The following is a 21,085-nucleotide window of genomic DNA, read 5'->3' on the forward strand; positions in this document are numbered from 1 at the left end:
TCAGAAGCACCTTATGAATCTTGTTTCTATTCAAAAAAGGCGCAGCCATTAAGAGGATGCACAATGATCCAGCCTTGAATTTCAGGGAGATATTTACAAGAATGCCTCCCTGTGACTTTGAAAATATGAAAAAGAAGCTTACAATAGAAATAGGACTAAGTATGGGATGGTATAGCAAGCTCTTTTTAAAGGAAGTTGTTTTCTATAGGACTTGAACTCCTTCTTGATGGTATGTGGATTAGAGCCGAAGGTGTGCGCCTGGGACGGAACTCCAAAAGAGCATTTTAGTAAGAAAACAAGGATTCAATAAGATTAGTTGTATTATCATATTGAATTCTTACAAGGTCTTATCGTATGATATTAGTAGCTAGTCCTAATTTTGATTAATTACTCTAAGGGGTGTCATTATGTTAAAGATCCAAGAATTACGCGAGTTGATTAAACTTGTTGATCAATCAAGCATTGATGAGTTTTCATACGAACTGGATGGCAGCAAAATTAAAATGAAAAAGAATAAGGCTGTTACCTATGTGGAAGAAAAAGCAGCAATTCAAAATAGCGAAGTACATAAAGTGGAAGAAGCAGTTTCAACTCCGGCGGCACCTGCACAAGCGCCTAAAGCACCAGAGGCTCCGGTTAAAGAGGAAGCCCCTGCTCCTGCAGCGGATGAGAACCTTCATAAAATTGTCTCTCCGATGGTGGGGACTTTTTATCAATCTCCTTCACCAGATGCGGGTGCTTATGTAAAAGCGGGAAGCAAAGTTACGGACGATTCAGTTGTGTGCATTGTGGAAGCGATGAAGCTTTTCAATGAAATTGAAGCGGAAGTAAAAGGCGAGATTGTAGAAATATTAGTGAAAGACGGTCAATTGGTTGAATACGGTCAGCCGCTATTTTTGGTTAAGCCTGAATAAGGAGCGAACATTCTATGATAAAAAAGCTGTTAATAGCAAATAGAGGAGAAATAGCTGTACGTGTCATTCGAGCCTGCCGCGAAATGGGGATAGAAAGCGTGGCTGTTTATTCCGAAGCTGACAAAGAGGCGCTTCATGTACAGTTAGCCGATGAAGCTTATTGCATCGGGCCGACTGCAAGCAAGGACAGTTATTTGAATTTCACCAACATCATCAGTGTAGCCAAGCTGACGGACTGTGATGCCATCCATCCGGGATATGGATTCCTTGCAGAAAATGCTGATTTTGCAGAGTTATGCCGGGAATGCAACATTACCTTTGTTGGTCCTTCACCGGAGGCAATCTCCAAAATGGGTACCAAGGATGTAGCGAGAGAGACGATGAGGGAAGCCGGAGTCCCGATTGTACCGGGTTCACAGGGAATCGTAAAGGATGCCGAGGAAGCGGTTTCATTGGCAGAACAAATCGGATATCCGGTTATTATTAAAGCAACAGCTGGCGGCGGGGGCAAAGGAATCCGCGTAGCTAAAACAGAGCAAGAACTGGTTAAAGGCATTAATATCACCCAGCAGGAAGCAGCGACTGCTTTCGGCAATCCTGGTGTGTATATTGAAAAGTTTATTGAAGATTTCAGGCATGTTGAAATTCAGGTCCTTGGCGACAACTTTGGAAACGTAATTCACCTTGGTGAAAGAGATTGCACCATCCAAAGGCGCTTGCAGAAACTGATTGAGGAAACTCCTTCACCTGCTCTGGACGAAAAAATCAGGAGCGAGATGGGAGAGGCTGCGGTGAAAGCCGCCCAGGCTGTTGACTATTCAGGTGCGGGTACAGTGGAATTTATTTTTGACCATGTGAACAAAAAGTTTTACTTCATGGAAATGAATACACGTATCCAAGTGGAGCATCCTGTTACGGAACAAGTAACAGGAGTCGATCTTATAAAGCAGCAGATAAAAATGGCTTCTGGGGAACAATTGGAGTTAAAACAAGAAGCCATCGAATTCAATGGATGGTCAATTGAATGCCGGATCAATGCTGAAAATCCCGAGAAAAATTTCATGCCGTCAGCTGGAAGAATTGAATTATACCTTCCTCCCGGCGGATTGGGTGTAAGGGTCGATTCGGCAGCTTATCCCGGTTACATGATTCCTCCTTATTATGATTCCATGATAGCCAAGCTGATCACGTATGGTGCGACAAGGGAAGAAGCCATCGCCAGGATGAAAAGGGCATTGAGTGAGTTCGTCATTGAAGGTGTTCATACAACTATTCCGTTCCATCTGAAAGTATTGGAGCATGAAACGTTCGTAAGCGGTGATTTCAATACGAAATTTTTGGAGATACATGAGGTAATGAAGTCCTAGTCAAAGCTGTGATATAATAAAATATAAGTATTCAGGCGAAATCAGTGGAGGTGTACATTCATGGCTGAAAATCAAAACCAAAACCAAAGCCTATTGCAAATGTCACATGGTAAAGATGGTTTAGGGAAAATTGAAATAGCACCGGAAGTAATTGAAGTCATTGCCGGCATTGCTGCTTCAGAGGTAGAAGGAGTTGCGTCCATGCGCGGTAACTTTGCCAGCGGTGTTGTAGAAAGGCTTGGAAAGAAGAACCATGGCAAGGGAGTTAAAGTCGAGCTTGCCGAGGAAGGCATCCAAGTGGATGTTTATTGCATCATGCAATTTGGTGTATCCATCCCGAATACCGCTCAAAAGATTCAAGACAACATCAGACAGGCGCTTCTTAATATGACAGCATTAGAAGCTGACGAAGTGAATATTCACGTTGTGGGAGTCCAGTTTGAGAATCAGAAGACAGAGCAGGAACTGGAAGAAGAAGAATAAGCTGGTGAAAAAATCAATGACTGAATGGTAAAAACCAAAGGCTGCAGCCTTTGGTTTTTGTTTGTAAACTGGAAGATGAGAAGTTTAATAAATCATCAATTGTGATAATTTTAAACAAGACACTTTATTGAAGGTGCAAAGACTTTTAAGAGGAAAAGTTACTTGGCATCTCTTGTTATATGTCAAAGAGCACATTTTTCAGAATAGCGGATTTATTGGTGTTTGCGTGCTTTCATACACTGGGTTATGCTATTATCATTGATATGACGAAATTTGATGAGAATAAAAGGAGTACAAAGGAATGAAAAGACGTACAGCGCGTGAAAAAGCTTTACAAGCATTGTTTCAAATGGATATGTCCGGAATGACTGCTGAAGAGGCATTAGTGAATATATATGAAGATGCCCCTTCTGATGAATATCTGGACAGCCTTGTGAACGGGGCGACAGACAACAAGGAAAAAATTGATGGATTGATCAGGGAAAACCTAGAAAAGTGGTCTTTTGACCGATTGGCTAAAGTGGATAGAAATATCCTGCGTGTAGCCGTTTTTGAATTATTGGAAGTGAATGATGTACCAAATAAAGTCGTCATTAATGAAGCAATCGAGATTGCCAAGTCATACGGAGATGACCAATCAGGAAAGTTCATTAATGGTGTGCTCTCAAAAGTTAATTCAATGATTGAAGAGCAGGGTGAACAAGGGGGATTATAATGCCCGCAAAACTGATCGATGGAAAGAAAATTGCCAATCACTACAGAAACTCCATTGCCGAGGAAGTTAAACAGCTTAGGAAAGATGGTATGGCACCGGGGCTTGCTGTCATCCTTGTAGGCGAGGACTCCGCTTCACAGACTTATGTTCGTATGAAACGGAAAACCTGTCAGGAAATGGGGATTCATTCAATATTAATAGAATACGGTAACGAGGTCGGCGAGAACGAACTTCTTGAAAAAATCCAGCAGCTTAATGATGATAAGGCCATTCACGGAATCCTGGTTCAATTGCCCCTTCCAGAAGGGATCCAGACGGAGAAGGTGATTGAACAAATCTCTCCTGACAAAGATGTTGATGGGTTTCATCCTGTGAATATAGGAAGAATGATGATAGGTGAAGATTCCTTTCTTCCTTGTACTCCATATGGGATTATGAAAATGCTTCAATATGAGGGAATATCACCCTCAGGAAAGCATGCAGTTGTAGTGGGCCGAAGCAATATTGTCGGAAAGCCGGCTGGTCAGCTGCTTCTTAGGGAGAATGCAACCGTAACGTATTGCCATTCAAAAACGGAGAATCTTGTCTCCTATACAAGAAGTGCCGATATTTTGATATCTGCTGCAGGACGTCCAAATTTCATTAGTGGAAAAGATATCAAACCAGGTGCGATTGTGATTGATGTAGGAATGAACCGTGATGAGAATGGCAGGCTGTGTGGAGATATAGATTTTGAGACCGCAAAAGAAACAGCAGGTTATATTACACCGGTTCCGGGCGGTGTCGGACCGATGACTATTACCATGCTCATGTTTAATACAGTCAAATCTGCGAGGCGGGCAATCGGTTAAAATTAACCTGAGAGTATGTTTTTGGTACACCCGCCCGATTTTTTGTTAAAATAGTACTATCCAGAAGGCTGCATTCCAGACAACGGAAAGCAGCTTTTTGTTAAGATTGGCGCTTACATAATGAGTGTTAGTTAAACGATAGATTCAATAATAATGAAATTAGATTATTATAGTGACAAAAAGGCTGAGGGGAGACGAATAATGGATAATTCCCAATACCTGACGATTCAGGCATTAACAAAATATATCAAAAGAAAATTTGATAAAGACCCTCACCTTTCAGGAATTTATGTGAAGGGTGAAATTTCGAATTTCAAACGCCACTCAAGCGGCCACATGTATTTCACCTTAAAGGATGAACGGGCAAGGATACTGGCTGTGATGTTTTCTTCCGCAAACGCTTCAATGAAATTCAACCCTGAAAATGGAATGAACGTTCTGGTGAGGGGCGATATTTCTGTCTATGAGTCAGGAGGGCAGTATCAAATATATGTAAAAGAGATGCAGCCGGATGGCATCGGTGACCTATTCCTGGCCTACCAGCAGTTAAAGGAAAAACTTGAGAAGCAGGGGTTATTCTCGGAAGGCCGAAAGAAGCCTATCCCTAAATTTCCCCGCAAAATCGGTGTTATCACCTCGCCGACAGGTGCAGCTGTCAGGGATATCATCACGACCATCGAGCGCAGATATCCTATTGGAGAAATCGTTGTTTATCCCGCTTTAGTTCAAGGGGAAAGGGCTGCACAATCAATCGCGGAATCCATCAAAAAAGCTAATAAAAATGAAGAAATTGATGTTCTGATTGTTGGGAGAGGCGGCGGCTCGATTGAAGAACTGTGGGCTTTCAATGAAGAACGGGTCGCACTCGCTATTTCTAACTCAGAAGTGCCAGTGATTTCTGCCGTCGGGCATGAGACTGATTTTACGATTGCCGACTTTGCAGCAGATATGAGGGCCCCGACCCCGACGGCCGCTGCTGAATTGGCCGTTCCTCATATCGATGATCTCCTGGAACGGGTACTAAACCAAAAAATCATGCTCATCAGAGGGATGAAAACCAGGTTGAAGAGTGAAAGGGCAAGGTTGAAAAGCGTCACTTCTTCCATTATCTTCAGAAATCCACGCCGATTGTATGAACAGAAAATCGAGGCTGTTGACTATTTAACAGAAAAACTGAATAGAAACCAGCGTGTAAGGATGCAGGCGGGAAGAGAAATACTCGGGCACTTGGATTCAAACCTGAAGAGAGTACATCCCAGAAGACTGTGGGAACAGAAAAATGAGCAGCACCTGCGTACCGCTAAGCAGCTTCAAACCAATTTCTCCACGATTTTAAGGCAGAAGCAAAACGATTTCAGCAGGACCATTTCTACACTAGAGGCCTTAAGCCCGCTGAAAATAATGGATAGAGGGTACAGTCTTGTATACTCCAAAGACGTAAAACTCGTTAAATCGAAAGATGCTGTAAATGAAGGGGAAAAGGTAACGGTTCACCTTCAGGACGGGAAGCTGCATTGCCATATAGATTCAATAGAGGAGAGTGAAAAATGATGGCTGAAGAAAAGAAGATGTCATTTGAAGAAGCAATGGAAAGACTGGAAACCATTGTCCAGCGTCTGGAAGAAGGAGAGGTTCCCCTCGAGGAAGCACTGCAGCAATATCAAAAAGGCGTAGAGCTGTCGAAGTATTGTCACGATACACTTAAACACGCTGAAAAACAAATGACGAAGTTAATGACGGATGAAGGAGAAAAAGAATTCTCATTATCTGAGGAGGAGAATTCGTGACTGCTGTATCATTAGAAAGTTTTACAAAAAAATATAAAGAATTGGTAGAAATCCGGCTGGATGAGCTGGTTACAGGACTTCAAGCCCCTGAAAAAGTCAAAGAAGCTATGAGCTATTCCTTAAAAGCAGGCGGAAAAAGGATCCGGCCGGTACTTTTATTTGCGACTCTGCACGCTTTTAGAAAAGATCCTGCAATCGGGCTGGAAGCTGCTGCTGCCCTTGAAATGATTCATACATATTCTTTGATCCACGATGACCTGCCAAGCATGGATAATGATGATCTCAGGAGGGGGAAACCCACAAACCATAAAGTTTACGGCGAGGCAACAGCTATTCTGGCGGGTGACGGACTTCTCACTTACAGCTTTGAAGTACTGTGCGGAACCAAAGGCAGCTCACCTGAGAAAATCATACGCCTTATTTCCCTGTTAGCAAAATCAGCTGGTCCGGAAGGCATGGTGGGCGGACAGGCTGCCGACATGGAAGGTGAGAATAAAAGCCTTACAGTTGAAGAGCTTCAATATATACATAAGAATAAAACAGGAAGACTCCTCGCCTTCAGCGTCATGGCAGCTGCCATTCTTGCAGACGCATCCGAAAGCCAGGTAAGGTCATTAGAGGACTACGCCTATCATATCGGTCTCGCCTTCCAGATCCAAGATGATATCCTTGATGTCGAGGGCAGGGAGGATAAGATGGGGAAAAGAGTAGGAAGCGATGAGAGTAAATTCAAAAGCACATACCCTGCACTTTTAACGCTTGAAGGAGCAAAAGAAAAGCTGGAAAACCATCTTCAAAAAGGGAAGTCGGCCCTTTTGTCTTCTGATCTCGATAACGGTCTTCTAGTGGATATCGCTGAAATGATTGCATCGAGAGATCACTAGTTCTGCCTATTTGAGATATTGGCCGATTCGTGATATAATGATGGTAATTGAATAAGGATGGTGCAGTATTCTAGTCGATCTACCAGTTCTGAAGGTGGGCCTAAAAATCCACTAAAGGGCACATCGATGAAGTTCCTGGTTTTGGCTTGAGGCGCCCAGCCTTGGGTCGAAGCTGGGAGTAAGGCACAAGGGCGATCCACAATGGCATGTGGGCGTTGACCCTTGCGCCGCGGAGGTTCCGTTTCTAGGCCGGCACGATGCATGAGCAATAGAACGGAGTATAGACCTGCGATGCGGTGACAACCGCTAGCAGCGTAGCCTGCCTTGAGTGAAGTGTGAGGGGATTATGGTTACAAGGTACACATCAGTTGGCCATTGATATGTGCTTTTTCGCCCATATGAAATCCACTTTGCAAAAGAGGCTAAGAACCTGGTTAAAGGTTGTTGAGGAAAACTCCTAGACTGTTCCCATTTGAGACATATATTGAGGATTATAGTGCGGACTAAGTGGTAATCCAGTCTAACTGCTGGTGACACAGTTAAGTCGGGTTTAAAGGGAAACCGCCGGTATGGCGACATCCGGTATCCGATTGGGAAAACCTACTGGACCTAAGCTGCAATTTTTACTCAATGTATGACCATCCTTTTACATATGAAAAAATATCCTTGCCTAACATAGATTATTTATATAGAAACGGTGTGTATCTGCCTTATGAAGGACGTTTTGAAAAATTCAATAAAATGGAGTCTCAGCATTGCCGTTATCACGTTTGTGTTAGCGGCAATTTTTTCAATCATTTCCAACTTAATTCTGAACGAAGTTACCTGGGTGATCGGCCTCGTAGTTGTGCTTATCATTGTTTTTATAGGTATCTTTTTTGATATGCTTGGAATAGCTGCTACAGCTGCAGATGAAACCCCTTTCCATGCAATGGCTGCCAAAAAGGTCTACGGAGCAAAGCCATCCATTCGTATTGTCCGTAATGCGGACAGGTTTGCCAGCTTTTGTAACGATGTAATCGGGGATATTTCCGGAATTATAAGCGGGGCGGCCGCAGCGATTGTGCTGCTTGGCCTGACCATCGATCTGCAGATTAACAACGGTTCTCCTATGGAGTATGCGATAAATGTATTTTTGACAAGCTTCCTAGCGGCTTTGACCGTCGGGGGGAAAGCCATCGGAAAAACAATGGCCATTCAGTATTCTAAGGATATTATCTTTCAAGTAGGAAAAGTGTTACAATTTGTGGAGGATAAATTTCACATTACCATTATAAAAGATAAAAAAGATAAACAACGAAAAAAACGTGAAAAGTTAAAACAAAACATTTAGGTATGAAAGTTGGTGAACTGGATGGATCTGTTATCAATTAAAGACCCTTCCTTTCTTAAATCATTATCTCAGCAAGAACTTGAACTATTGAGCAAGGATATCAGGAAATTTTTAATAGAAACCTTATCAAAAACAGGCGGACATATCGGTCCCAACTTAGGTGTGGTTGAACTGACAGTTGCCCTTCATAAATGTTTTGACAGCCCCAAAGACAAAATCCTTTGGGATGTGGGCCATCAATCTTATGTTCACAAAATATTGACGGGCCGGGCCGGTCAGTTCGGTACCCTCCGCCAATATAAGGGCTTATGCGGCTTTCCGAAAATGGTGGAAAGTGAACATGATGTATGGGAAACAGGACATAGTTCTACCTCATTGTCTGCTGCTATGGGAATGGCGATTGCAAGAGATGTTAAGAAAGAAGACTCCTTCATAGTACCGGTAATCGGTGACGGAGCATTGACTGGCGGTATGGCGCTTGAAGCATTGAATCACATAGGTCACGAACAGAAGGATATGATTGTCGTACTGAATGACAATGAAATGTCAATTGCGCCTAATGTAGGTGCCCTTCACAATGTGCTTGGAAGGCTGAGGACCGCGGGCAAATACCACTGGGTCAAGGATGAACTTGAGTATATCCTTAAAAAAATCCCTGCTGTGGGCGGCAAGTTGGCGGTTACGGCAGAGAGGGTCAAAGACAGCCTGAAGTATTTGTTCGTGTCGGGAATGTTCTTTGAAGAAATGGGTTTCACTTATCTCGGGCCTATCGACGGACATGATTATAATGATTTAATGGAAAACATCCAGTATGCCAAAAAGACGGAAGGCCCTGTCATTTTGCACGTTATCACAAAAAAAGGAAAAGGCTTTCATCCTGCGGAAGCTGACAAAAAAGGCACTTGGCATGGGACAGGCCCGTACAAAATGGATTCGGGTGACTTAATAAAGCCGGTAAACGCACCTCCGTCCTGGAGCGGTTTGATCAGTGAAACAGTCCGGAGATTAGCAAGGGAAGATGAGCGGATCGTAGCCATTACTCCGGCTATGCCGGTCGGCTCAAAACTGGAAGGATTCGCAAGCGAATTCCCTGACCGCATGTTTGACGTGGGGATTGCTGAACAGCATGCAGCTACAGTGTCTGCGGGACTTGCTACTCAAGGAATGAAACCGTTTCTGGCTATATACTCAACCTTTCTTCAGAGAGCCTATGACCAGGTTCTTCATGATATATGCCGTCAAAACCTGAACGTCTTCATCGGTATCGACCGGGCGGGACTGGTAGGGGCGGATGGTGAAACGCATCAGGGTGTATTCGATATAGCCTTCATGCGCCACTTGCCGAATATGGTGCTGATGATGCCTAAAGATGAAAATGAAGGCCAGCATCTCGTTAATACAGCCATTCAATATAATGATGGACCGATTGCTTTGAGGTTCCCCCGGGGCAACGGACTCGGCGTGAAGATGGACAAAGAGCTGAAAACAATTCCTATCGGAGAGTGGGAAGTGTTAAGGGAAGGTGATGATACCGCCATATTAACCTTTGGGACAACGATTCCGATGGCTTTAGAGGCTGCAGAGCAGCTTGAGAAACAAGGGGTTTCCGTGAAGGTTGTGAATGCAAGGTTCATCAAGCCTCTGGATGAGGAAATGCTCACTGCCATTATGAAGAATGATACGCCGATCTTGACGATCGAAGAGGCAGTCCTGCAAGGCGGGTTTGGAAGTGCAGTGTTGGAATTCGCTCATGATCAAGGATTTAAGGAAGCCAGCATTGAACGTATCGGGATACCTGATCAATTTATTGAACATGGCAGCGTAAATGAGCTGTTAAAAGAAATTGGCATGACAACAGAAAATGTAGTGGACCGTGTTCATTCTATGACACCAAAAAAACAAAAAAGGGCTTGAAAATGAAAGTAAAAAAACAACGATTAGACGTACTCCTCGTTGAACGGGGAATGGCCGAAACAAGAGAAAAAGCAAAAAGAGCCGTTATGGCGGGTTTGGTATACAGCAAGGAATCCAGACTGGATAAACCTGGAGAAAAAGTGAATGAAGATATTCCCCTTACAATAAAGGGGAAGGTTCTTCCTTATGTCAGCAGAGGCGGACTGAAGCTGGAGAAGGCATTGAAGCACTTTGATTTAAATGTAGAGGGAAAAACGATGATCGACATCGGTTCTTCCACTGGCGGATTTACAGATTGTGCCCTTCAAAACGGTGCAAAAATGTCTTATGCCCTTGATGTCGGCTATAATCAGCTTGCCTGGAAATTGAGACAGGACGAACGAGTTGTTGTCAAGGAAAGAACCAATTTCCGTTATGTAAAACCGGAAGATCTTTCAGCAGGCATGCCTGACTTTGCCACTATCGACGTTTCTTTCATTTCTTTGTCACTTATCTTGCCTGTTTTGAAAACACTGCTTATCCCAGGCAGTGATGTCATTGCGTTAATCAAACCGCAATTTGAGGCAGGAAAAGAGCAGGTTGGAAAAAAGGGTATTGTTAAAGACCCTAAAGTTCACCATGCTGTTATAGAAAAAATTGTAGAATTGGCCGTCCAAGAGGGCTATGATGTGCGGGATCTATCCTTTTCTCCGATTACGGGCGGAGAAGGAAACATCGAGTTTCTTATTCACTTATCATGGAATCAAAGAGAAATCGGTGAAAATCAGCTCTCGTACACCATACAATCAGTCGTGGACGATGCTAAGGGTGAATTTAAGGCGAAGGAATAGATCTTTTCAATCAGCCCGAGAACATGTCACAGGGAGATAATGAAAGTAATTATATCTGCCTCTTTAGACTACGACCACTTGGAGATTATCGGTATATCAAAGGAGAAAGAATAAACTCAACGTTTATTCTTTTTTTCTTTCAAGAGATGAAATGGATATTCTAATGGATCGGTAAATAGTGTTAGCCATCTTATTCTTTTTTTCGTTGGCTCTTTTTGTAAACTTTGGCGCCGTTTTATACTAAATCCGTAAGGTAATGCCAATTATCGGCGGAAGCGCAGTTGAAGGTCTATGCCCTTGCCGGAGTATAGTATCTAGCGGGGAAATAAGCGGAATTTTTCCGGTTAAATGCAGGGCTGAGCCTTTTTATTGGTGAATAAGCGGAGTTTTTCCGCTTAACTAATGCAGAAGTGCCTATTTGATAGTCATTTGAGTTAAATAAGCGGAATTTTTCCGTCTATTCCCGTGATTTCCGGTGCTATTTTTGAAATAAGTGGAATTTCTCCGCCTAATTTAAAAAGCAGAAGCGGCCGCGTCCTGAAAGAGATCGCATTCTGGTATGCCATAAGAAATGAGCGGTTCACCTGTGTAGAATGAAAAATCTTAGTGTCCGAAATGAGACTCTGCGGCAAGCAAAATTAATGCTTAAACAGTCTATTCTATTTAAAAAGACAGTTTTTTTAATTAATTGCTGATTTAGAATGAGCTTTACCTTCATCCCCCTTACCGTAGGAAGATTGAAGCGGAAGGCTTTTGATCTCCTGCGGGACAAGCGTTCGTCTAGTTCCAGCGCCTAGCCCCTCGGGGTCAAATAACCTCAAGAGAATAAAAGGGAAGACCGCCTTTTTTTCTCTTGAGAACATTTGCCTGTCGGGGCTGTTCGAGGCGCTTCTACTTTTGGTGCCGTCTAGTTCCAGCGCCTAGCCCCTCGGGGTCAAATAACCCCAAGAGAATAAAAGGAAAAACGCCTTTTTTTCTCTTGAGAACATTTGCCTGTCGGGGCTGTTCGAGGCGCTTCTACTTTTGGTGCAGTGTTTTTTATTGAGTTAATAATTCAAATAAGCTAACATGAATAGAGAAGTATAAATATACAGCAGTTAATGAGTTAGAGGTGTGGGTATTATGATGAACAAAGGTCAAAGATTGATTAAAATCAGGGAACTCATTTCCAACCATGATATTGAGACGCAGGATGAGCTTGTCGACAGACTGAAGAATGCAAACTTCAATGTGACACAAGCTACTGTTTCCCGTGATATTAAAGAACTGCACCTTGTCAAGGTTCCTCTGATGGACGGCCGATATAAGTACAGTCTTCCGGCTGATCAGAGGTTCAATCCGCTGCAAAAATTGAAAAGGACTTTGACGGATGCGTTCGTAAAAATTGATTCTGCAGGACATATGCTTGTAATGAAAACGCTGCCAGGAAATGCGAATGCGATAGGTGCCCTTATCGATAATTTAGACTGGGAAGAGATACTAGGGACCATTTGCGGTGATGATACATGTTTGATCATCTGCAAGACAGAAAAAGATACGGAGAAAATATCGCAGCAATTTCTTGATATGCTTTAATTGAGGTGAATCAGTATTGTTACAGGAACTTTCGATAAAAAACTTCGCAATCATTGACGAATTGACAGTCTCCATCGAAGAGGGACTGACGGTGCTTACAGGAGAAACAGGTGCAGGAAAATCCATCATAATCGATGCCGTTCATCTCCTAGTAGGCGGCAGGGGATCATCCGAGTTTGTCAGACATGGTGAAAAAAAGGCTGAAATTGAAGGGTTATTTACTTTGGAAGATGAAAAACATCCCTGCTATAAAAAAGCGGAAGAATTCGGGATTGAAGTCGAAGAAGGTATGATGATCCTTAGAAGGGATATTTCAGCACAAGGAAAAAGCGTCTGCAGAATAAACGGAAAATTGGTTACGATTGCGATCTTAAGGGAATTAGGCTCAACGCTCATCGATATCCACGGCCAGCATGAACACCAGGAACTAATGAATGAAACTCTTCATCTTACCTTGCTGGATCAGTTTGCTTCAGCTCAGTTGAAAACATCTCTTCAAAACTACCGGGAAGTTTATAAAGAGTTTGAAGCTGTTCAAGACCGTTTGAAAAAATATAACGAGAATGAACAGGAAATGGCTCACAGGCTTGATTTAATTCAATTTCAGTTGTCTGAGATAGAAAATGCCTCTCTGGTTCCCGGAGAGGATGAGTCACTCATCGAAGAGAAGAATAAGCTGATGAATTTCGAGAAACTCTTTCAATCCCTTCAGAACTGTTACAACAGTATTCAGGGAGAAGGCCGCGGTTTGGATTGGACAGGCCTGGCCATGAGTCACTTAGAGGGTGCAGCTGAAATCGACTCTAAATACGACGGGCTCATGGAAGCAGTCTCTAACAGTTTTTATCTGCTGGAGGAAGCTGCAGGAACCGTGCGTTCCGAATTGGATGAGCTGGAATTTGAGCCGGACCGGCTGAACGTCATTGAAGGCCGCTTAAATGAAATTAATACACTGAAGAGAAAATATGGCTCATCCATAGAAGAAATCCTGGAATACAGTTCTGCCATTGAGGAAGAAATCGAAACAGTGACAAATAAAGATACACTTATTCATGATTTGGAAAAGAAGCTGCAGTCATTAGAGAAGGATTTGTACTTGGAAGCAGAGCAGCTTTCTTCTATTCGCAAGAAAGCGGCAAAAAGGCTGACAGCTAAGATTCATGAACAATTGAAGGAACTGTATATGGATAAAACCACCTTTGAAGTGCGATTTATTCAGGAGCCTTCCAAGTCCGGCGGATTCAAATACAGAAAAGATGGAGCGGATCAGATAGAATTTTATATCTCCCCTAACCCAGGGGAACCATTAAAGCCCCTTTCAAAAGTGGCTTCAGGAGGAGAGCTTTCGCGAGTCATGCTTGCTTTAAAAACGATCTTTTCAAAGCACCAGGGCATCACATCGATCATATTTGACGAGGTGGATACAGGTGTAAGCGGGCGTGTGGCACAGGCAATCGCCGAGAAGATTTATCAGGTGTCGGTAAATTCACAAGTAATGTGCATTTCCCACCTTCCGCAAGTAGCTGCGATGGCTGATTCCCATTTGTATATTGCCAAGAAATCAACAAGAGGCCGGACAAGCACTTCCGTTACGTCCCTGAAAGTAGAAGAAAAGATAAGGGAAATCGGAAGGATGATATCCGGTGTTGAGATTACGGATTTGACAAGGGAGCATGCCAAAGAACTGCTCAGCCTTGCAGAGTCCATTAAAAGTAAATAATTATGAGAAGCTTCAGAACCACAACGGTTTTGGAGCTTTTTTTTTTTCTATGTATAGTTTTACTGGGGCTGTGTCAATTTAATCCTATTATGTCTGATGTGCAAAGATTTATTCATCTTTTACAGCATTCCCACTGCTATCCAAAATGGGTAGCTTTTTTTACTGAACGGCTGTTATAAATGTTCTCTTTCAAGGCAAAATTAAAACTGTAGCCAAGAAGAAAGTGTGTGTGGATTAGAAGCGAGGAGAGTGAAAAAATGAATTCAGATTTACTAAGGAAATTGATTGGTGGAATTCTCCTTGTTTCACTTTGCTTCATAGGTTTTTTGAAACCTGTTCAACAATATATCCAACTTCCAAATAAAATAGTCATGATGCAGGATGAAGAAGTTATTCTTCCGAAGGCGGCACCTGTATCGGCGATGTCAGCTTCTCATTCGAAATTGGCACTGAAGGATACGACGGAAGCTTTAACGATTCAGGCTGATGCTGCCGGGAAAGAGGAAGTACTCCTTGAACTCGCAGGTGTTCCTATAAAGAAGGTTGATGTGGAAGTTATCAAGGACTTCAAAGTCATTCCGGGAGGGCAGTCCATTGGAGTGAAATTGAATACCTTGGGTGTACTGGTGGTAGGTCACCATTTGGTTCAGACGGAAGGCGGCAAAGTATCCCCTGGTGAGAAGGCGGGAATACAAGTCGGAGATATGATTACGGAAATAAACGGCGAAAAAATTGAAGAGCTTGCAGATGTGGCACCTTTTGTTCAAGAAGCAGGTGAAAGTAAGGATGCTTTAGATGTTATTGTCAGAAGGGATCAAGAAACAATCCAAACTGAATTGAAACCAATGAAAGACAGTAATGAAAATTCCTATAAACTTGGGTTATATATCCGTGATGCTGCGGCAGGAATCGGTACGATGACATTCTACGATCCAAACTCCAAAAAGTATGGAGCTCTGGGCCATGTGATTTCTGATATGGATACCAAGAAGCCAATCGTTGTAGAAGATGGCGAAATCGTCCACAGTACGGTCACTTCAATTGAGAAGGGCAGCAACGGCAAGCCTGGAGAGAAACTGGCCAGGTTCACCGGAGATAAAGAAATCATCGGGGACATTACACGCAACAGCCCGTTTGGAATATTTGGAAAACTTAACAGAGATATCAAAAATGGAATGCTGGATAAAGCACTGCCGATTGCTCTGTCTCATCAAATCAAAGAAGGGCCTGCTCAGATACTGACTGTGGTGGATGGTGAAGAAGTGGAGCTTTACGATATTGAAATCGTCAGCACCATCCCACAGAAATTCCCTGCGACAAAAGGGATGGTCATCAAAGTGACAGACCCTGACCTTTTGGATAAAACAGGAGGTATTGTACAGGGAATGAGCGGCAGTCCGATCATCCAGGACGGAAAGTTGATCGGTGCAGTGACACACGTATTTGTAAACGATCCAACTTCGGGGTATGGTGTTCACATCGAGTGGATGTTAAACGAAGCAGGGATCAACATCTATGAAGAAGGAAGAGAAAAAGCTAGTTGACAGGCGGGTGATACCGTCTGTTTTTTTTGTTAAATAAAGGCTCTTTTCGTAAACTTGGTTGCTATTTCAGTTGATTTTTTAAAAAACGTACCATAAAAAAGTTGGAATTCATAAGAAAACGGTACGATAAAGCCAAGTGCAATCGATGAACTTATATAAAGTGAACAGGAACCTATAAGTTGTTCAAAACAAAGGTTAAAATGAATAATATCAACGAAGGAAAGAAGGCCCAGAGTAAGTCCAGTTAAGGAGAGAAACCTCATTAACGGTTTAAAAAAGCAGGTTTTTCAATCAACATATTTCTGTTAAAATACAGATGTAAAGATTTTTCGACAAACCAATAAAGCTGATATCGAATCAGGTCGAAAATAAGAGAAATCTAAAGGAAAGGCAAGAAAATATATTATTTTTGAGATTTTTTTAAAAAATAAGAGGATTTCTTATTGCTTTGTCGAAAATTTACTTTAGAATGAAAATAGAGATTGGATATGGAACATATCGGATTGAGGAGGAAAACTGTAGTGAATTCAATTAAAGTGTGTGTAGTAGATGATAATCGTGAGTTAGTATCGTTACTTGAGGAGTATATTTCATCCCAAAATGACATGGAGGTCGTTGGGGTCGCCCATAATGGACAGGAATGCCTGGAAATGCTCGATGAAGTGGAGCCGGATGTTATTGTATTAGATATCATCATGCCGCATCTGGATGGCTTGGCGGTGCTTGAACGCATCAGGGAACGCAAGGTTATTCCTAATGTAATCATGCTGACTGCTTTCGGACAGGAAGACGTAACAAAGAAAGCTGTTGATTTAGGGGCTTCCTATTTTATTCTAAAGCCATTTGACATGGAAAATCTGGTCAGCCATATCCGTCAGGTAAGTGGAAAATCAAGTCCGATCTTCAGAAAATCATCTACGACACGATCTGCTGCAGAATCTAAGCCCAGGAATCTTGATGCCAACATTACAAGCATCATTCATGAAATCGGTGTTCCTGCCCATATCAAAGGATATCTTTATTTGCGAGAAGCCATCTCCATGGTATACAAAGATATAGAGCTTTTGGGTTCAATTACTAAAGTTCTCTATCCTGATATTGCCAAGAAGTTTAATACGACCGCCAGCCGGGTGGAACGCGCTATCCGTCATGCCATCGAAGTTGCCTGGAGCCGAGGAAATATTGATTCCATTTCCAATTTATTCGGATATACAGTAAGCATGAGCAAAGCTAAGCCTACCAACAGCGAATTCATCGCGATGGTTGCCGATAAGCTTCGTTTGGAGCATAAAGCTTCTTGAAAGAGTGAGGATTAATAAAAGCAATTATACTTTATAAGGGTAAATATAAACAACCTGGTAAATCATTTGGTTTACCAGGTTTTATTTTTCGTTAATGTGATAGAGGGTATGGACTCATAGAGGCCGATAATCTTTCAGCCGTATGAAAAGGAGTTGTTTTTTATGACATTGATATTTGCACACCGTGGATCTGCAGGCACCCACCCCGAAAATACCATGGAAGCTTTTGTGGAGGGAGAACGAGCGGGTGCCGCTGGAATGGAGCTGGACGTACAGCTTACTAAAGACGGTGAAGTAGTCGTGATTCATGATGAAACTGTTGACAGGACGACAAATGGAAAAGGTTTTATCAAGGATTTAACACTTAAAGAAATTAAAAAGCTGGATGCCAGTTTTAAATTTAAAAAGCTATTGCAAAAGGTACGGATTCCGACTCTCAGGGAAGTTTTTGACTGGATGAAAACAAATGAAATGATTTGCAATATCGAATTGAAGAATGGAATCATTCCCTATCCTCAGCTCGAAGAAAAGGTGTTGTCACTTATTGAGGAATATGGTTATCAGGACAGAACCATCATCTCTTCATTTAATCACTATTCAATTGTGCATTGTTACAGACTCAATCCAGAAGTCGAAATTGCCCCTCTGTACTCTAATGGCTTGTTCATGCCATGGGTATATGCCCAGTCAATAAATGCCAAGGCGATTCATCCTAATGTAAAGGTTGCGCCGGATGCACTGATCATTGACTCCATGAAAGCTGGAATTGCAGTGAGGCCTTACACGATAAATAGTGAGGCACTTATGGAAAGGCTGTTTGCTATTCAGTGTTCAGCCATAATAACAGATTATCCTGAGAAAGCTGTTGAGCTTAAAAAGTCAATGGGAGTGTAAGTATACAAACTGGATGGCCATCATCAAGTTATGAATTTAAAGCGTAATTAAACTTATTCAGTAAAATAAATGGCGTTTTAACTCTTCATCATTTCGAACCAAAAAAAATCTATCCTCTGAAATAAGGGTAGATTTTTTTGTTCGGGAAATTTTTGAGTAACCTAAGGGGGATAACTTTTAATCGTGTAATTATCAGTTTCTGCGCTCGGGGGTTCATTTTGAGATTCAAACGGACTCAGCTCCTCGGGGTCAAATAACCCCAAGAGAATAAAAGGAAAGACCGCCTTTTTTTCTCTTTCGAACATCTGCCTGTCGGAGCTGATCGAGGCGCTTCCGCTTTTGTTCCGTCCAGCTTCAGCGCCTAGCTCCTCGGGGTCAAATAACCCAAAGAGAATAAAAGGAAAGACCGCCTTTTTTTCTCTTTGGAACATTTGCCTGTCAGAGCTGATCGAGGCGCTTCCGCTTTTGTTCTTAAGATTTCCTGTCTCTGAAACGGTCTTGAACTTTATTTCTTTTTCGATCTCTATGAAGGATGAAGCCGGCAATGAAGCCTAAGCCCCCTAAGAAAAACAGAAGTCCCAGAACGAATTGCAGCCAAAGCGCTGGAAAAGGCGGTTGAAGGATTCCAAAAAGCATATCTCTCATCAATTTTATTCCCAATGCTGCCAATGCTCCCGGGATCAGCATGATGATCAAAGCAATCAATCTTTGCATAGCTGTATTCTCCTCTAAATTTTGATTCAGGAGTCATTATATCACATAAGAAATTTGTCAACCAAAGGAAGTTGCGCTAAAATAAGAGAGTATGAAAGATATTGCAGTCTCAATACCAAGAGGTGGAAAGAACTTGCAAAAGGTTTTAGTAGTTGGCGGTGGAAAAGGCGGAATAGCAATTCTAAGAATTTTGGGGGAAACCTCAATGCTTGAAGTGGCAGCTGTTTGCGACCTGAATGAAGAGAGTCCGGGAATCCGATATGCAAAAGATAATGGAATACCTTTCGGAAATGACTGGAGAAATTTTCTCAATGAAGAAATAGATATCATTATAGAAGTCACGGGTGACCAGGCTGTATTTGAGTCCCTCAGAGAAGCCAGAGGGAAAAATGCTGTCGTCATTCCGGGAAGTGTAGCCTATTTGGTTGCGAAGCTTCTGAAGGAAAAAGAACATCTTATTGACGAAATGAAGTTCGGCAATTTCAAGCGTGATCTTATCTTGAATTCTACTGGAGATGGGATGGTAGGGATTGATACCAGCGGAACCATTATTTTATTCAATAGAAGTGCTGAAAAAATGATTGGGACGGCTGCCGCGGATGCTCTGGGTAAACACATTTCCGAAGTAATTCCTAAGAGTGAGCTGCCGCGAGTGCTTGAAACACAACGAAATGAAATCAATAAAGAGCTCGTTTTGGAAAATGGGTTAAAAATCATTACCAACCGAATTCCGATGATTACAGAGGATGACGAGGTCATGGGAGCCTTTTCCGTGTTCAAGGATATTACGGACGTCGTTAATCTGGCAGAGGAAATTACCGACCTCAGAGAAATTCAGACCATGCTTCAAGCCATCATTCAATCAAGTGATGATGCCATATCGGTAGTGGATGAAGAAGGAAAAGGAATTTTGATTAACCCTGCATATACAAGGATAACCGGTCTCACCGAGGAAGAAATCATCGGTAAACCGGCAACTGCTGACATATCTGAAGGGGAAAGTATTCATTTGAAGGTCCTTCAGACCAGGAGAGCTATAAGAGGAAGCAAGATGAGGGTCGGCCCCAACAAAAAAGAGGTCATTGTTAATGTTGCCCCCATTATTGTTGATGGAAAACTCAAAGGCAGTGTCGGTGTCATTCATGATGTCTCCGAGATCCAGTCATTGACGAATGAATTGGACAGGGCCAGGCGGATTATTAGAACCCTGGAAGCCAAGTACTCCTTCGATGATATCGTCGGTGTTTCGGAAGAGATGAACCTGGCAGTCGAACAAGCGAAACTTGGTGCCAAGACACCTGCGACCGTTTTACTCAGAGGAGAATCCGGAACGGGAAAAGAGTTATTCGCCCATGCTATCCATAATGCCAGTGACAGGAAATATAATAAATTTATTCGAGTGAATTGTGCTGCGATTTCGGAGAACCTTCTTGAAAGCGAACTTTTCGGTTATGAGGATGGTGCTTTCTCCGGGGCCAAGCGCGGAGGGAAGAAAGGGTTATTTGAAGAAGCGAATAACGGCAGTATCTTTCTTGACGAAATCGGTGAATTGAAAGCGGATACCCAGGCCAAGCTCCTGAGAGTACTGCAGGAAAGCGAAATTGTAAGAGTGGGCGGAACGAAATCCATTAGTATTAATGTAAGGGTGATTGCGGCGACCAATGTGAACCTTGAAAAAGCAATCGCCATCGGAAGCTTCCGTGAAGATCTTTACTACAGGCTGAACAGAATGCCGATTCAGATCCCTCCTTTGCGGACCAGGAAAATTGATATTCCAACTTTATGCGAGGTGCTCATTCATAAAATCAACCAGGATTACGGGCGTAATGTTGAAGGGATCAAGCCTTCCGCAATGGATAAGCTGATGGATTATCACTGGCCGGGTAATGTAAGGGAGCTGGAAAACATCCTCGGACGTGCGATAATATTCATGAAATACAATGAAACGATCATCGAACCGAAACATCTCCCTTTTTTAGAAAAAGCTCCAGAACGGAAGGACGCGGTGATTCTGCCTGCAGGTCCAGAAGGAAGTGACCTGGCTTCCATGCTGGTACAGTATGAAAAGAATATTATTAAAGAAGTTTTAGAGCATAATAAAGGCAATAAAACAGCTGCTGCCAAAGCACTGAATATTTCGGTGAGAAATTTGTATTATAAGCTTGAAAAACATAAAATTGAAGAGGATGGCATGCAGAATCTTGCAGACTGAGAAATATTTTGCATATGATTATTCTCGATAATTAAGCGTTTTCATGT

18 protein-coding genes are annotated in these 21,085 nt (G+C 42.5%); 17 read left to right on the forward strand and 1 reads right to left on the reverse strand.

From position 1 onward, the window contains the following. Positions 1-407 precede the first annotated feature (407 nt). From accB to FZC79_RS05460, 16 genes are all read left to right on the forward strand, one after another. Positions 408-914 (forward strand): acetyl-CoA carboxylase biotin carboxyl carrier protein, encoded by a 507-nt coding sequence (gene accB, locus FZC79_RS05380; RefSeq protein WP_148945820.1) that lies wholly within the window; start codon positions 408-410, stop codon positions 912-914. A gap of 14 nt (positions 915-928) precedes the next feature. Further along, entirely contained in the window at positions 929-2,281 is a 1,353-nt protein-coding gene (accC, locus tag FZC79_RS05385) for an acetyl-CoA carboxylase biotin carboxylase subunit (RefSeq protein ID WP_148945821.1), read from the forward strand. Positions 2,282-2,341: 60 nt separating this feature from the next. Continuing rightward, the gene (locus FZC79_RS05390) at positions 2,342-2,764 is read left to right on the forward strand and encodes an Asp23/Gls24 family envelope stress response protein (RefSeq protein ID WP_148945822.1); all 423 of its coding nucleotides are present in this window, start codon (positions 2,342-2,344) and stop codon (positions 2,762-2,764) included. A gap of 301 nt (positions 2,765-3,065) precedes the next feature. After that, on the forward strand, positions 3,066-3,479 hold the full coding sequence (nusB, locus tag FZC79_RS05395; RefSeq protein WP_148945823.1) for a transcription antitermination factor NusB: 414 nt from the start codon (positions 3,066-3,068) through the stop codon (positions 3,477-3,479). Next, positions 3,479-4,330: a bifunctional methylenetetrahydrofolate dehydrogenase/methenyltetrahydrofolate cyclohydrolase FolD gene (gene folD / locus FZC79_RS05400; RefSeq protein WP_148945824.1), complete on the forward strand. Its 852-nt coding sequence runs from the start codon at positions 3,479-3,481 to the stop codon at positions 4,328-4,330. Before nusB ends, folD begins: the two co-directional genes overlap by 1 nt. A 201-nt stretch (positions 4,331-4,531) precedes the next feature. After that, positions 4,532-5,881: an exodeoxyribonuclease VII large subunit gene (gene xseA / locus FZC79_RS05405; protein WP_148945825.1), complete on the forward strand. Its 1,350-nt coding sequence runs from the start codon at positions 4,532-4,534 to the stop codon at positions 5,879-5,881. Beyond that, positions 5,881-6,117 (forward strand): exodeoxyribonuclease VII small subunit, encoded by a 237-nt coding sequence (gene xseB / locus FZC79_RS05410; protein ID WP_148946123.1) that lies wholly within the window; start codon positions 5,881-5,883, stop codon positions 6,115-6,117. The genes xseA and xseB overlap by 1 nt, the downstream gene beginning before the upstream one ends. Beyond that, the gene (locus FZC79_RS05415; RefSeq protein WP_148945826.1) at positions 6,114-7,001 is read left to right on the forward strand and encodes a polyprenyl synthetase family protein; all 888 of its coding nucleotides are present in this window, start codon (positions 6,114-6,116) and stop codon (positions 6,999-7,001) included. Before xseB ends, FZC79_RS05415 begins: the two co-directional genes overlap by 4 nt. 712 nt (positions 7,002-7,713) lie before the next feature. Further along, a complete protein-coding gene (locus FZC79_RS05420) occupies positions 7,714-8,334 on the forward strand; it encodes a hypothetical protein (protein WP_148945827.1) in 621 nt (206 codons plus the stop codon). Between the two features lie 21 nt (positions 8,335-8,355). Continuing rightward, entirely contained in the window at positions 8,356-10,248 is a 1,893-nt protein-coding gene (dxs, locus tag FZC79_RS05425) for a 1-deoxy-D-xylulose-5-phosphate synthase (protein WP_148945828.1), read from the forward strand. A 2-nt stretch (positions 10,249-10,250) separates the two neighbouring features. Then, entirely contained in the window at positions 10,251-11,078 is an 828-nt protein-coding gene (locus FZC79_RS05430; protein ID WP_148945829.1) for a TlyA family RNA methyltransferase, read from the forward strand. Positions 11,079-12,203: 1,125 nt separating this feature from the next. Further along, on the forward strand, positions 12,204-12,653 hold the full coding sequence (gene ahrC / locus FZC79_RS05440; protein ID WP_113930949.1) for a transcriptional regulator AhrC/ArgR: 450 nt from the start codon (positions 12,204-12,206) through the stop codon (positions 12,651-12,653). Between the two features lie 16 nt (positions 12,654-12,669). Further along, complete coding sequence (gene recN / locus FZC79_RS05445; RefSeq protein WP_148945831.1) at positions 12,670-14,373, forward strand: DNA repair protein RecN; 1,704 nt, start codon at positions 12,670-12,672, stop codon at positions 14,371-14,373. A gap of 257 nt (positions 14,374-14,630) precedes the next feature. Further along, positions 14,631-15,917 carry a SpoIVB peptidase gene (spoIVB, locus tag FZC79_RS05450; protein WP_148945832.1) on the forward strand — a complete coding sequence of 429 codons (1,287 nt, stop codon included), beginning with the start codon at positions 14,631-14,633 and terminating at the stop codon, positions 15,915-15,917. 521 nt (positions 15,918-16,438) lie between these two features. Further along, positions 16,439-17,218 (forward strand): sporulation transcription factor Spo0A, encoded by a 780-nt coding sequence (gene spo0A, locus FZC79_RS05455; protein ID WP_148938746.1) that lies wholly within the window; start codon positions 16,439-16,441, stop codon positions 17,216-17,218. A 162-nt stretch (positions 17,219-17,380) separates the two neighbouring features. Further along, positions 17,381-18,112, forward strand: coding sequence for a glycerophosphodiester phosphodiesterase (locus FZC79_RS05460; RefSeq protein WP_148945833.1), 732 nt, complete (start codon positions 17,381-17,383; stop codon positions 18,110-18,112). A gap of 471 nt (positions 18,113-18,583) precedes the next feature. Here FZC79_RS05460 and FZC79_RS05470 read toward each other — a convergent pair whose 3' ends face one another. Beyond that, positions 18,584-18,826 (reverse strand): DUF2627 domain-containing protein, encoded by a 243-nt coding sequence (locus FZC79_RS05470; RefSeq protein WP_148938744.1) that lies wholly within the window; start codon positions 18,824-18,826, stop codon positions 18,584-18,586. A 133-nt stretch (positions 18,827-18,959) separates the two neighbouring features. Between FZC79_RS05470 and FZC79_RS05475 the strand changes: the two genes are divergently transcribed. Then, complete coding sequence (locus FZC79_RS05475) at positions 18,960-21,038, forward strand: sigma-54 interaction domain-containing protein (RefSeq protein WP_148945835.1); 2,079 nt, start codon at positions 18,960-18,962, stop codon at positions 21,036-21,038. Positions 21,039-21,085 lie beyond the last annotated feature (47 nt).

The organism is Rossellomorea vietnamensis, assembly GCF_008180615.1.
Taxonomy (GTDB): domain Bacteria; phylum Bacillota; class Bacilli; order Bacillales; family Bacillaceae_B; genus Rossellomorea; species Rossellomorea vietnamensis_D.